Source organism: Actinokineospora guangxiensis (genome assembly GCF_042657845.1).
Taxonomy (GTDB): Bacteria; Actinomycetota; Actinomycetes; order Mycobacteriales; family Pseudonocardiaceae; genus Actinokineospora; species Actinokineospora guangxiensis.
In genome coordinates this window covers 24,626-36,927 of sequence record NZ_JBHSKF010000019.1, presented here as the reverse complement: position 1 = coordinate 36,927, position 12,302 = coordinate 24,626, and the positions used below count along the sequence as shown (strand labels likewise).

Annotated in this window: 13 protein-coding genes; 5 read left to right on the top strand and 8 right to left on the bottom strand. The window is 74.7% G+C overall.

Features of this window, described 5'->3' with window-relative positions:
* The first annotated feature begins 43 nt into the window (after window positions 1-43).
* Window positions 44-1,228 (top strand): MFS transporter, encoded by a 1,185-nt coding sequence (locus tag ACFPM7_RS27680; protein ID WP_378250742.1) that lies wholly within the window; start codon window positions 44-46, stop codon window positions 1,226-1,228.
* A 29-nt stretch (window positions 1,229-1,257) separates the two neighbouring features.
* Here ACFPM7_RS27680 and rpmB read toward each other — a convergent pair whose 3' ends face one another.
* Window positions 1,258-1,449: a 50S ribosomal protein L28 gene (gene rpmB / locus ACFPM7_RS27675; RefSeq protein ID WP_189213385.1), complete on the bottom strand. Its 192-nt coding sequence runs from the start codon at window positions 1,447-1,449 to the stop codon at window positions 1,258-1,260.
* A 129-nt stretch (window positions 1,450-1,578) separates the two neighbouring features.
* Between rpmB and ACFPM7_RS27670 the strand changes: the two genes are divergently transcribed.
* Window positions 1,579-3,231, top strand: a complete 1,653-nt coding sequence (locus tag ACFPM7_RS27670) for a DAK2 domain-containing protein (RefSeq protein ID WP_378250845.1) — start codon at window positions 1,579-1,581, stop codon at window positions 3,229-3,231.
* Between the two features lie 9 nt (window positions 3,232-3,240).
* Here the strand turns inward: ACFPM7_RS27670 and ACFPM7_RS27665 are convergent, their stop codons facing one another.
* Genes ACFPM7_RS27665 through pdxR form a run of 3 tightly spaced genes read right to left on the bottom strand, consistent with a single transcriptional unit; the run spans window position 3,241 to window position 6,697 of the window.
* Window positions 3,241-4,140 carry a bile acid:sodium symporter gene (locus ACFPM7_RS27665; protein ID WP_378250741.1) on the bottom strand — a complete coding sequence of 300 codons (900 nt, stop codon included), beginning with the start codon at window positions 4,138-4,140 and terminating at the stop codon, window positions 3,241-3,243.
* Window positions 4,141-4,187: 47 nt separating this feature from the next.
* Window positions 4,188-5,264, bottom strand: coding sequence for a D-alanine--D-alanine ligase family protein (locus tag ACFPM7_RS27660; RefSeq protein WP_378250740.1), 1,077 nt, complete (start codon window positions 5,262-5,264; stop codon window positions 4,188-4,190).
* 23 nt (window positions 5,265-5,287) lie between these two features.
* Window positions 5,288-6,697 carry a MocR-like pyridoxine biosynthesis transcription factor PdxR gene (gene pdxR / locus ACFPM7_RS27655; protein WP_378250739.1) on the bottom strand — a complete coding sequence of 470 codons (1,410 nt, stop codon included), beginning with the start codon at window positions 6,695-6,697 and terminating at the stop codon, window positions 5,288-5,290.
* Between the two features lie 47 nt (window positions 6,698-6,744).
* Between pdxR and ACFPM7_RS27650 the strand changes: the two genes are divergently transcribed.
* Entirely contained in the window at window positions 6,745-7,422 is a 678-nt protein-coding gene (locus tag ACFPM7_RS27650; RefSeq protein WP_378250738.1) for a pyridoxamine 5'-phosphate oxidase family protein, read from the top strand.
* Here ACFPM7_RS27650 and ACFPM7_RS27645 read toward each other — a convergent pair.
* Window positions 7,409-7,852: a cysteine dioxygenase gene (locus ACFPM7_RS27645; protein WP_378250737.1), complete on the bottom strand. Its 444-nt coding sequence runs from the start codon at window positions 7,850-7,852 to the stop codon at window positions 7,409-7,411. The two genes, ACFPM7_RS27650 and ACFPM7_RS27645, sit on opposite strands and share 14 nt — an antisense overlap.
* A 285-nt stretch (window positions 7,853-8,137) precedes the next feature.
* On the opposite strand from ACFPM7_RS27645, the gene ACFPM7_RS27640 reads away from it, so the two are divergent.
* Window positions 8,138-8,731, top strand: a complete 594-nt coding sequence (locus ACFPM7_RS27640; protein WP_378250736.1) for a sigma-70 family RNA polymerase sigma factor — start codon at window positions 8,138-8,140, stop codon at window positions 8,729-8,731.
* Window positions 8,728-9,465, top strand: a complete 738-nt coding sequence (locus tag ACFPM7_RS27635) for an anti-sigma factor (protein WP_378250735.1) — start codon at window positions 8,728-8,730, stop codon at window positions 9,463-9,465. The genes ACFPM7_RS27640 and ACFPM7_RS27635 overlap by 4 nt, the downstream gene beginning before the upstream one ends.
* 9 nt (window positions 9,466-9,474) lie before the next feature.
* Here the strand turns inward: ACFPM7_RS27635 and ACFPM7_RS27630 are convergent, their stop codons facing one another.
* The 3 genes from ACFPM7_RS27630 to ACFPM7_RS27620 are packed head-to-tail and all read right to left on the bottom strand — an operon-like array spanning window position 9,475 to window position 12,262.
* Window positions 9,475-10,551: a cystathionine gamma-lyase gene (locus ACFPM7_RS27630; RefSeq protein WP_378250734.1), complete on the bottom strand. Its 1,077-nt coding sequence runs from the start codon at window positions 10,549-10,551 to the stop codon at window positions 9,475-9,477.
* Window positions 10,548-11,546 (bottom strand): NAD(P)H-dependent glycerol-3-phosphate dehydrogenase, encoded by a 999-nt coding sequence (locus ACFPM7_RS27625; protein ID WP_378250733.1) that lies wholly within the window; start codon window positions 11,544-11,546, stop codon window positions 10,548-10,550. Before ACFPM7_RS27625 ends, ACFPM7_RS27630 begins: the two co-directional genes overlap by 4 nt.
* A complete protein-coding gene (locus ACFPM7_RS27620) occupies window positions 11,543-12,262 on the bottom strand; it encodes a lysophospholipid acyltransferase family protein (RefSeq protein ID WP_378250732.1) in 720 nt (239 codons plus the stop codon). Before ACFPM7_RS27620 ends, ACFPM7_RS27625 begins: the two co-directional genes overlap by 4 nt.
* Between the last annotated feature and the right edge of the window lie 40 nt (window positions 12,263-12,302).

Sequence of the window (12,302 nt, the reverse complement as noted above, 5' to 3'; positions counted from 1 at the left end):
GAATCTTGCCCCGGCGCGGTGATCCGGCGTTACGTTTTCTTGGGTGCGGGGGAACAGGGATCTTGCGCTCGTGGTGTGCGGCGCCGCGGTGTCCCTCTTCGGGACCGCGGTCACCATCATCGTGCTCCTGTTGCACGTCAAGGGATTCGGGGCATTCGCGGTCGTCGGGGTCCTGATCGCCGAGTTCGTGCCGGTGTCGGTGTTCGCGCCGCTGGCCGGGCTGCTGGTCGACCGCGTGCCCAACCGCAGGCTGATCGTCATCGGGCAGCTCGTGCAGGGGTGCGCAGCGCTGGCGCTGACGGCGGTGCTGCACAGCCTTGCGCTCATCCTGATCACCCTGGTGGTGCTCGGCTGCGGGACCGCGGTGGTGAACCCGGCGGCCTCGGCGATGGTGCCGGTGATCTGCGGGGAGGACGGCTCGGCCCGCGGGTACTCGTGGCTGGGGGTCGGGCGCAGCGCGGGGATGCTCGCCGGGTCGGCGGCCGGGGGGCTGCTGGTGGCGGGGCTGGGGACGCGGGAGGCGCTGTTCGTCGACGCGGGCACCTACTTCGCGCAGGCGGCGCTGCTCTCGCTCGTGCGCGCCGAGCGGGACCCGCGCGGCGCGCCGAGGGAGAAGGACGGGGCGGCGAGCGCGGGGCTGCGGCTGCTGGCGGCCGACCCGGTGCTGCGGGTCGCCACGGTGTGCCTGGCGGTGTCCTGCACCGGGGTGATGTTCGCCGACGTGGCCACCGTCTTCTACGTGACCGACGTGCTCGGCGGCGGTGCGGGCACGCTGGGGCTGCTGCACGCGTGCTGGCTGCTCGGCGTGCTGGCGGGCGCGCGGGCGGCGGCGCGGCTGGTGCGCCAGCGGGCGCTGCTGCTGGGGCTGGGCTCGGCGTGCGCGGCGATGGGGATGGCGATGCTGCTGCCCGCCGCGCTGCCCTTCACCGGGGCGGTGGCGCTGGGCTACGTCGTCGGCGGGGCGGCGACGGGGATGCAGAACGTGACCAACCTGGGCATCGTGCGGGCGCGCAGCCCGGCGCACCTGCGCGGCCGGGCGTTCGCGGCGGCGGGGGCGGTGCTGGTGGGCTCCAACGTGCTGGGGACGGTGCTCGGCGGGGCCGTGGTGGCCGGTCTCGGGCCGCGCGGGGCGTTCGCGCTGGCGGCGCTGGCCACGGTGCTGGCCGGGGCGTCCGCGCTGCTGGCGCTGCGCGCGGTGGAAACGACAAAAGCGGCGCCGGTGGCCTGAGCCACCGGCGCCGCGTCAGAAAGTCTGGGTCAGCCCCGGACGACCTTGCCCGCCTTGATGCACGAGGTGCACACGTTCATGCGCTTCCGCTGGGAGATGCCCAGCTTGGCGTGGACGGTCTGGATGTTCGGGTTCCACCTGCGGTTCGTGCGCCGGTGGGAGTGCGAGACCGACTTGCCGAAGCCTGGCCCCTTGCCACAGACGTCGCACACGGCAGCCACGTCAGACACTCCTTCAGGTTGCAGTACAGAAGGCTCAGGCACGGCCCGAGCGTCGTACCAGGGTAACGGGTGTGGCTCGGGGGCTCCAAACCGGGGCTAGTCTCTCCCGGACGAGAGGAGCCCGGGGTGCTGGAGGCGCTGGACGCTGGGGAGCTGCGCCGCTGGGCGGCGGCCTGCGTGGAGTCCGTCGACGCGCACCGGGCGGCGATCAACCGGATCAACGTGTTCCCGGTGGCCGACGGCGACACCGGGACCAACCTGCTGCACACCCTGCGCGCCGCGCTGGAGGCGCTGCTGCGGGCGCCGTCCGGGCAGCGGGCGGACGCGGGCGCGGCGCTGGGCGTGCTGGCCAAGGGCGCGGTGACCGGGGCCCGCGGGAACTCCGGGGTGATCACCTCGCAGTTGCTGCGCGGCATGGCCGAGGCGGCCTCCGGCGCGGCGGCGGTGGACGCGGGCCTGCTGGCGGAGGCGCTGCGCCAGGGCGCGCGGCGGGCGGCGGCGGCGGTCTCCGAGCCCGCGCCGGGCACCATGCTGACCGTCCTGGCCGCCGCCGCCGACGAGGCCGCGTCGTGCCTGCCCGGCGCGACGCTGCACGAGGTCGCCCTGGCCGCCGCGACGGCCGCGGCCACCGCGCTGGACAAGACCCCCGACCAGCTGGCGGTGCTGGCCGAGGCCGGGGTGGTGGACGCGGGCGGGCGCGGCGTCGTGGTCCTGCTGGACGCGCTGGTCGCCGTCGTCGCGGGCACGCCGGTGACCACGGCCGCGCGGGTCGACGCCACACCGGGCACCGCACCGGGCACCGCACCGAGCGCCACCCCGATGGTCGCTTCCCGCGAGGGCGGCTCCGAGCTGTACGCCTACGAGGTCATGTACCTGCTGGAGGACGCCTCCCCCGCCGCGGCCGAGCGGCTGCGCGACGAACTGGACGAACTCGGCGACTCGGTCTCGGTCGCCGGCGACGGGGACGCGCTGTGGGCCGTCCACGTGCACTGCAACGACATCGGCGCGGCGATCGAGGCCGGGATCGAGGCGGGCAGGCCGCGGCGGGTCCGGGTGGCCCGCTTCGCCGACGCCCTGCCCGACGGCCCGGCCCGGTTCGTCCGGGAGCGCGCCGTCGTCGCGCCGGTGCGCGGCGACGGCCTGGCCGACTTGCTCCTGGCCGAGGGGGTGGCCGTGCTGCGGGTGGACGACAGCCTGCCGCCGACGCCCTACGAGCTGCTCCAGATCATCACCGGCACGGGCGCGGCCCACGTGACCGTGCTGCCGGTGCACCGCGACCTGATGGCCGTCGCCGACGAGGCGGCGATCCGCGCGGTGGCCGCGGGCCAGGATGTCGTCGTGGTGCCGTGCGCGTCCCCGGTGCAGGCGCTGGCCGCCCTGGCCGTGCACGACCCGCGCAGGCGCGCGGGCGACGACGTGGTCGCCATGGCCGAGGCCGCGGCGGCGACCCGCAGGGGCGAGGTCGTCGTGGCGCGCGAGGACGCGATCACCTGGGTGGGACCGTGCGCGGCGGGCGACGTCGTGGGCTTCGCCGACGGCGAGGTGGTGCTCATCGAGGCGGGCCCGGCGTCGGTGTCGACGCTGACGAGGGCGGCGACCGGGGTGGTGGAACGGATGCTGGCGGCGGGCGGGGAACTCGTCACCGCGCTGCTGGGCAGGGACGCCCCCGACGCCATCGCGGCGGCGCTGGAAGAGCACCTGCGGGTTTCCCGCCCGGAGGCCGAGCTGGCCGTGCACCGGGGCGGGCAGGCCGATGTCGTCGTGGTGCTCGGTCTGGAGTGAGCCCGTGCTTCAGACGCGCGGCACGAGGCGCGGGATCAGGCGGACGTAGACCACCATGCCGATGACCTCGACCAGGGTCTGGGCGACGACCACCACGGCGGCCACCGCGAACGCGTCCGGCAGGGCGAGGGCCAAGGGGAGCACGACGAGGGAGTTGCGGGTGGCGCCGGTGAACACGACCGCCCTGGTGTCCTCGGCCCCGAGCGCGAACAGGCGCGCCACCGCGATCCCGGCGAACGGCATGACGATCAGGAAGCCCGCGTAGAACGGCGCCACGGCGAGGACGTCACCGAGGTCCCCGCCGAGCGCGGGCACCTGCGAGGCCGTCACCGCGAACAGCGTCGCCGCCATCAGGGGCACCATCGTCGTGCCCGCCGCCGCCGCGGCCCGGCTTCCCGTGTCCGAGCGGGCCGCCCAGGTCTGGGCGAGCCAGGCCAGCGCCAGCGGGAGGGCGATGAGCAGGATGAACGCCTCGACGAACGGGCCGGGCTCGACCACGTCGGCGAGGTCGGGGCCGAGGAAGAGCAGCAGCAACAGCGGGAGCAGGAGCATCTGCGCGACCAGCAGCAGCGGGGTCGCGGCCAGCAGCCGCCGCGCGCTGCCGCCCGCGAGACCGCAGAAGACGATCACGTAGTCGACGCACGGGGTCAGCAGCACCAGCAGCACGCCCAGCCGCACCGCCTGGTCCGCCGGCAGCAGCGCGAACACCGCGGCGAGCACCAGCGGGACCACCGCGAAGTTGACCACCAGGACCGCGCCGATGAACCGGCCCGCGCGCAGCGAGGCGCCCAGCGAGGACACCGGGACCTGGAGGAAGGTCACGAAGAGCAGCGCCGCCAGCACCGGGGTGATCGCGTGCTCCAGCGCCGTCCCGGTCCCGGGCGCGAGCAGGCCGGTCAGCCCGCCCACGGCGAGGGCGGCGAGGTAGATCGCGACCTGGTGGCGCTCCAGCGCGCTCAGCGCAGGCCCACGCCGCGGGCCAGCGCGGTCTCGATCAGCGTGGTGACCAGGCTCCGGTAGTCGACGCCGGTGACCTCCCACATCTTCGGGAACGCCGAGGAGGGGGTGAAGCCCGGCATCGTGTTGACCTCGTTGATGGTCAGCTCGCCGTCCTCGCCGACGAAGAAGTCGACGCGGGCCAGGCCCTGGCAGTCCAGCGCGTGGAAGGCGGCGACGGCGGTGGCGCGCAGGCTGTCGGCGACGGCATCGTCCAGTTTGGCCGGGATGTCCAGGTCGCCGGGGTTGAGGTACTTGGCCTCGAAGTCGTACCAGTCGACGTCGTCGGCCAGGGTGATCTCGCCCGGCTGCGAGGCTTCGACGCGGCCGTCGGGGAACTCCAGGACGCCGCACTCGATCTCCCGGCCCGCCACCGCGGCCTCGATGAGCACCTTGGGGTCGACGGTGCGGGCGTGGGCGATCGCGGCGGGGACGTCGGCCCAGTCGGTCACCTTGGTGATGCCGCTGGAGGAACCCGCCCGCGACGGCTTGACGAACACCGGCAGGCCGAGGTGCCCGCGCTCGGCGTCGGTCAGGTCGGCACGCCCCCTGGGCAGGTCGACGTAGCGGCCGATCGGCAGGGACTCGGCGGCCAGGACCTTCTTGGTGAAGCCCTTGTCCATGGCTGCGGCACTGGCCAGCACCCCGGGGCCGACGTAGGGCAGGCCGACCATCTCCAGCAGGCCCTGGACGGTGCCGTCCTCGCCGAAAGCACCGTGCAGCACCGGGAAGACTACGTCCACAGAGGACAAGACTTCGCCTTCCCTGCCCGGTTCGAGCGCGATGAGGCCACGGCCCGCGGCGGGCAGGGTCAGCGCGGTCCCCGGCGGCACGCTCGGCAGGGTGCGACCGCTGATGCGCAGCACCTCCGGGTCCGACGGGCCCAGCACCCAGCGGCCCGCCGGGGTGATGCCGACCGGCACCGCCTCGTAGCGCTCGGGATCGAGGTGGGCCAAGACGCTCGCCGCGGACACGCACGACACCGCGTGCTCGGTGCTCTGCCCGCCGAACACCACGGCCACCCTGGTCTTTGCCATGGCGCGACCCTACTCCGGTCGGCTCAGCGCCCCGAGAACAGCGCCACCAGCACCGGCAGCGCCACCTTGAGCTGTTCGCGCGAGCACGCCGCGTACCCGACCGCGACGCCGAAGCGGGCCGCTCGGCCGCTGTGGTGGCGCACCAGGCCGTCCAGGCGCAGCCCGCGCTGGGCAGCGGCGTCGAGGAAGTCCGACTCCGCGCGCGCCGACGGCAGCGGGATGACCAGGTGCGCGCCCGCGTCGTCGCCGACGAACGGGACGCCGCCCCCGGCGAGCGCGTCGACCAGCAGCGTCCTGCGCTCCGACATCTCCCGCCTGACCTTGCGCAGGTGCCGCCCGAGGTCGCCGTTGCGGGCCAGCTCCACCACGACGAGCTGGCCCGCCGGCGACGGCCCGGTTCCGGTGCGGTCGCGGTGGGCCAGCACCGCCGACACCACCGGCTGCGGGGCCACCATCCAGCCGATGCCCAGCGTCGGGGTGAGGATCTTGCTGGTGGTCCCCAGGTGCACGACGACATCCGGGGCGAGCGCGGCCAGCAGCGGCAGCGGGGCGACGTCGTAGCGCAGCTCGCCGTCGTAGTCGTCCTCGATGACCAGCCAGCCCGCCTGCCGGGCCCGCTCGACCAGCTCCACCCGCCGCGCCGCCGACATGCGCCTGCCCAGCGGGTACTGGTGGGCGGGCGAGCAGTAGACGGCCTTGACCCCGGCGGGCAGCGCGTCGACCAGCAGCCCGTCGCCGTCCACCGGGGCGGGGACGACGCGCATGCCCGCGGCCCGCATCGCCGCGACCGCGCGCTGGTAGCCCGGCTCCTCGACGGCGACGGTGTCGCCGCGGCGCAGCACCGCGGCGGCCAGCTCGACCACCGCGGCCGTGGTGCCGCCGGTGGCCAGCACGGCGTCGCCGTCGCCGACCGGCAGGCCGCGGTGGCGCAGCAGGTGCTCGGCGACGACGGCGCGGTACTCGGCCAGCCCGGCCCGGTGCGGGCGGGGCAGCGGCGCCGCGTCGGCCGCGCCGCGCCAGGCGCGCCGCCACGCCGCCCGATCGATGCCCCCCGCCCACGGCGAGCCGGGGGTGAGGTCCACCTCCGGCCCGGCGGGCGCGTCCTGGCGCTGGCGCCGGGCGCGGGTGCGCGGCGAGCCGGGCGGCGCGGTGGTGACGTAGGTGCCGGAGCCGTGCCTGCCCGCGATCCAGCCCTCGGCGTGCAGCTGTTCGTAGGCGGCGGCGGTGACCGTGCGGCTGACGTCGAGCTGGGCGGCCAGCGCCCTGGTCGACGGGAGCCGGTCGCCGGCGCGGAGCCTGCCGTCGGCCGCGGCCGCCCGCAGCGCGTCGGCCAGCTGCACCGCCAGCGGCGTGGCCGCGGCGCGGTCGACCGCCACCGGCAGCGCGGGACTCCACGCTGGACTCGCCGGGCTCGACCTCGCCGGGCTTGACATAGTGGACCCCTCGACTACGGCAGACGTGGCCCTTCAAGGATGCCACTATGCCATCGTACGGTCGAGGTGTGACCAGCCAGAACGCCGTCGGTGACCTGTCCCCCACCGAACGCAGCACGATCCGCAGGGGCAGGGCCCGTGCCGTCGCCGACCGCGCCGTCCTGCACGCGATCCTCGACGCGGGCCTGGTGTGCCACCTCGCCGTGGTGGTCGACGGCGCGCCGCGCGTGCTGCCCACCGGGTACGGCCGCGACGGCGACACCCTGTACCTGCACGGCTCGACCGGCGCGCGGAGCCTGCGCGAGGCCGGTCAGGTCTGCGTCGCCGTCACCCTGCTGGACGGCATCGTCTACGCCAGGTCGGCCTTCGACCACTCCATGAACTACCGATCGGCGGTCGTCCACGGCGATGCCGTCGCGGTCACCGAGCCGGACGCGAAGCTGCACGCCCTGCGCGTGCTCACCGAACACCTCGCGCCCGGCTCGTGGGACTACTCGCGGCGGCCGACGCCCAAGGAGCTGGCCGCCACCTCGGTCATCGCGCTCGACCTCGCCGAGGCGTCGGTGAAGCTGCGCGACGGCGGGCCGGGCGACGAGGAGGCCGACGTGGCGGCCAACGCGGTGTGGGCGGGCGTGCTGCCCATCACCACGTCCTTCGGCACGCCCGTCCCGGCCGCCGACCTGCGCGGCGAGTGGGACGTGCCAGGGCACGTCAGCCGACGGTGAACCCGCCGCGGGGCGGGCGCTCGCCGCGGTAGACGTGGATGCTGACCGCCGGGTCGGCGGAGTCGTTGCGCACGCGGTGGGCGTAGCCGGGCCCGAAGACCCGCGACTGGCCCGCCACGAGCGGGCGCTCCACCGCGGTCGCGCCGGGCACCGTGGTGCGCTCCACGAGGGTCCCGCTCACCACGGTGAAGGCACCTGAGGTCCATCCGTGGTCGTGGGTGTCGGTCGACTGGCCGGGAAGCCAGCTCATGAGCCAGATCTCCTGGTCGACCGTACGCTCGACCAGCGAGGCGAAGCGCTCGTCCGGGTCGTAGCGCAGCAGGCCCGCCCAGCGCGCGCGGTCGGCGGCGAACTGCTGGGCGATCAAAACAGGGTGGGCGTCGACTGGCGTTCCGCCGAGGGCGACGGTGTTCGGAGGCACAGCGAACATGGGAGATCCTCCCCACTGTAAAAAGACTGAGGTCTGTCGGGTGAACGGCGGTCGGGCTGGTTCAGCGACAGGGACAGAGCGCGCTGGCGATCCGCACGAGGTGGATGTGACCCCGGCGGCGGTCGGAAGAGACACGCGCCAACACGATTCGTAGGTTGTCAGACCCCCGGCCAGGGCCGCAACGTAGCCCAGCCGATGGGACGACCAATCCTCTGGCGTGCTCGATCCGAATGAGATGGTGCGAGAAAGTGTGTGATCCGCTAATGCGGGGGACAGGAGCAAATCATGGCCGAACGCGCGCGGCGGCTATCCGGCGTGCCCGACACCGGCACGGCGCCCGACCCGGCGGCGCTGCTGCAGCGCGTGGCCCGCGGTGACGAGTCGGCGTTCGAGAAGCTATACGACGTCGTGGCCGCGCCGGTGTTCGGGCTCGTGCGGCGCATCGTGCGGGACCCGGCCCAGTCCGAGGAGGTGACGCAGGAGGTGATGCTGGAGCTGTGGCGCACCGCCGCGCGCTACTCCCCCGAGCGCGGCTCCCCCATGACGTGGGTCATGACGCTGGCGCACCGCCGCGCCGTCGACCGGGTGCGCTCGGCGCAGGCGGCCACCGACCGCGAGGACCGCGCGCACCGGCAGGAGGGCGCCCGGCCCTTCGACGAGGTCGCCGAGCAGGTCGGCACCCGCCTGGAGTACGAGCAGGTGCGCCGCTGCCTCGGCTCGCTGACCGAGCTGCAGCGCCAGTCCGTGGAGCTGGCGTACTACAAGGGGCTGACCTACCGAGAGGTCGCCGACCTGCTGAGCACACCACTCGGAACCATCAAGACGAGACTGCGCGACGGCCTGATTCGGATGCGCGACTGCCTGGGGGTGGCCCGGTGAACGCCGACATTCACGCTTTGACGGGGGCCTACGCCCTCAACGCGATCCCGGAGCTGGAGCGCGCCGCGTTCGAGCGCCACCTGGCCGAGTGCGACCCGTGCGCCCAGGAGGTGGCCGAGCTGCAGGCCACCGCGGCCCGCCTCGGCGAGTCCGTGGCCGAAGCGCCGCGCCCGGAGCTCAAGGCCGCGGTGATGGCCAGCATCGGCCAGACCCGGCAGCTGCCGCCGCTCGGCGGGGACGGCGCGCAGACCCCCGCCGCGCGCCGCGTCCCGTGGTCGACGCGCATCCTCGGCATGGCCGCGGCCGTGCTGCTGGTGGCCTCCGTGGCCATGGGCGTCGCGCTGTACCGCACGCAGAACGACCTGACCGACAGCCGGGCGCAGGCGGCGGCGATGTCGGAGATCCTCTCCGCCGGTGACGCCAAGATGATCAGCGGTTCGGCGGGCGGGCTGTCGGGCACCGTCGTCTACTCCCGCGAGCGCGGTGACGTGCTGCTGCTGGCCAGCGGCGTCCCGGCCGCCCCGGAGGGCAAGGACTTCCAGGTGTGGCTGATGGGCGGCGACACGCCGTTCCACTCCGTCGGCCTGGTCAGCGCGGGAGCCGACGGCCGGGTCACGGTCCTCGACGACACCGGCGAGGTCGCCAGCGCCACCAACATCGGCATCACCGTGGAGCCCGACGGCGGGTCCGACCAGCCGACCACGCTGCCGATCATGGAGATGACCCTGGACTGAGTGCGGCGCTCAGGCCAGTGCTGCGAGGACGTCGGCGACCAGGTCGCCGGGGTCCTCGCAGCCGCAGGAGATCCGCAGCAGGCCCGGCGCCACCGCGTCGCCCCAGCGGGCGCGCCGGTCGGCGGTGGTGTGCAGGCCGCCGAAGCTGGTGGCCGAGGCGATCAGCGCGGCGCGGCCGACGAACGCCTCGGCGGCCTCCGCCGAGGCCAGCTCGGCGGTCAGCACGCCGCCGAAGCGGCGCATCTGCCGGGCGGCCACCTCGTGCGCCGGGTCCTCGGGCGAGCCGGGCCAGCGCACCCGCGCCACCGCGGGGTGCCCGCGCAGCGCGGCGTGCAGGGCGGCGGCGTTCTCGGCCTGCCGCGCCAGGCGCAGGTCCAGCGTGCCGAGCCCGCGCAGGGCCAGCCACGTCTCGAACGGCCCCGCGATCGCGCCGGAGATCGTCCGCTCGGCGCGCAGCCGCTGGGCCCACTCCGCCGACGCGGCGGTGATGTGGCCCAGCACGACGTCGCTGTGCCCGGCGAGCGCCTTGGTGTCGCTGGCGACGACGAAGTCCGCGCCGAACTCCAGCGGCCGCTGCCCCAGCGGCGTCGCCGTCGTGTTGTCCACGGCCAGCAGCGCACCGGCGGCGCGCGCGGCGGCGGCGACCGCCGTCAGGTCGCACACGTCGAGACCGGGGTTCGACGGCGTCTCGACCAGCACCAGCCGCGCCCCGGTGAAGTCCCATTCGGCCGTCGTCGTCGGCACCTCGCGCACGACGGCGTCCACGTGCTCGTGCGCGTAGCCGCGGGCGAGGTAGTAGCCGTCCGAGGGCACCACGACGGTCTCCCCCGGGCCGACCACCACGCGCAGCAGCGCCGAGATCGCCGCCATCCCGGACGGGTAGACCAGGCACTCGCCGCCGTCCAGGCTGCCGATCGCGGACTCCAGCGCGCGCCAGGTGGGGTTCCCCGCGCGGCCGTAGAAGTCGGCGGCCGGGTCTTCGGAGAGGTGGAACTGCGCGGCCAGGACCGGTTGCGCGGGCACCGGGGCGCCCGGCCCGGCGGGCGGCAGGCCCGCGTGCACGCAGCGGGTGCCGTCGCCGGTCACCGCTCGGGCCTGGTCTTGCGGCCGATCAGCTCGCCCGCCATCTCGCCGGGGTGAAACCCGTCGTGGCAGACCCGGTGCACCACCTCGGTGATCGGCATCTCCACGCCGTGGCGGGCGGCCAGGTCGCGGATCGACGAGCAGGACTTCACACCTTCGGCGACCTGCCCGTGCGCGGCGGCCTGCGCCTGCGCCAGCGACTCGCCGCGGCCCAGGCGCTCGCCGAAGGTGCGGTTGCGCGACAGCGGCGACGAGCAGGTGGCGACCAGGTCGCCCAGGCCGGCGAGCCCGGCGAGGGTCATCGGGTCGGCGCCCAGCGCCGCGCCGAGTCGGGCGGTCTCGGCCAGGCCGCGGGTGATCAGCGTGGCCAGCGTGTTCGCGCCGAAGCCGAGCCCGGCGGCCATGCCGCAGGAGAGCGCGATGACGTTCTTGCACGCGCCACCGATCTCGCAGCCCACCACGTCGGTGATGGTGTACGGCCGGAAGTAGCCGGTGGTGGAGCGGCGTTGCAGGTCGACCGCGCGGTCGTGGTCCTGGCAGGCGATGACGGTGGCCGTCGGCTGCTCCTGGGCGATCTCCTTGGCCAGGTTGGGCCCGGAGACCACCGCGACCCGGTCGGCCCCGACGCCCGCGACCTCGGCGATGACCTCGCTCATCCGGCTCAGCGTGCCCAGCTCGACGCCCTTGGCCAGGCTGACCAGCGTCGCGTCGGCGGGCAGCAGGCCGCGCCAGGCGGTGAGGTTGTGCCGCAGGCTCTGGCTCGGCACCGCCAGCACCACGGTCGCGGCCCCGGCCAGCGCCTCCCTCGGGTCCGATGTGGAGCGCAGCAGCTCCGGTAGCACGACCCCGGGCAGGTACTCGGCGTTCTGCCGCCGCGCGGTGATGGCCTCGGCGACGTCGCGGCGGCGGGCCCACAGCACCACGTCCTGGCCCGCGTCGGCGAGCACCTTGGCGTAGGTGGTCCCCCAGGAGCCCGCTCCCAGGACCGCGATGCTCACTTGCCCGCCTCCCGCCTGCTCGCCGGGGTGAAGAACTCGGTGGGCGCGGGCTCGTCGCGGATGTCGGCGAGCAGGTCGCGCACGCGGGTCATCAGCAGGTCCGTGACCTCGCGCAGCACCTGGTTGGTGACCGGGCGCTCCTTGTATTCCGACAGGTCGACCGGGTCGCCGACCACGGTCCAGACCTGCTTGCGCGGGAACGGGCGGAACTTCTTGTTGTAGCCGTTCCAGATGTCGTTGGTCCCCCACCGGGCGACGGGCAGCACCGGCACGTCGTTCTCCAGGGCGAGCCTGGCCACGCCGGTCCGCGCGCGCATCGGCCAGCCGGTCGGGTCCTTGGTGATGGTGCCCTCGGGGTAGATGAGGACGAGCTTGCCCTCGCGCAGGGCCGCGTGCGCGGCCTTGAGGCTGTCGGCGGCGGTGGTCGAGCCCCGGTAGACCGGGATGCCGCCGGAGCCCGCCAGGATGCGGCCGAAGACCGGCACCGTGAACAGGCTGTCCTTGGCCATGAAGCGCGGCACCCTGCGGTTGCGGTGCACGAACACCGCGTCGTTGGGCGGGTCGAGGTGGGAGACGTGGTTCATCACCAGCAGCACCCCGCCGGTCTCCGGGAGCTTCTCGACCCCCCGGTAGGTGCGCTTGCCCAACCAGGTCAGCGGGTAGAAGCAGGCTGCCGCGGCCAACACCCAGAAGCCGCTCTTCTCGCGCTTGCCCACCCCGGTCCTCCTCATGCGTCGGTGCTGAGGTGAGAGTCTG

What these genes read in the sequence shown, in the direction of transcription:
- ACFPM7_RS27660 (WP_378250740.1), bottom strand. Translation starts at nt 5,264, where the DNA reads ATGGCAAAGACCAGGGTGGCCGTGGTGTTCGGCGGGCAGAGCACCGAG.
- pdxR (WP_378250739.1), bottom strand. Translation starts at nt 6,697, where the DNA reads ATGTCAAGCCCGGCGAGGTCGAGCCCGGCGAGTCCAGCGTGGAGTCCC.
- ACFPM7_RS27650 (WP_378250738.1), top strand. Translation starts at nt 6,745, where the DNA reads ATGCCATCGTACGGTCGAGGTGTGACCAGCCAGAACGCCGTCGGTGAC.
- ACFPM7_RS27645 (WP_378250737.1), bottom strand. Translation starts at nt 7,852, where the DNA reads ATGTTCGCTGTGCCTCCGAACACCGTCGCCCTCGGCGGAACGCCAGTC.
- ACFPM7_RS27640 (WP_378250736.1), top strand. Translation starts at nt 8,138, where the DNA reads ATGGCCGAACGCGCGCGGCGGCTATCCGGCGTGCCCGACACCGGCACG.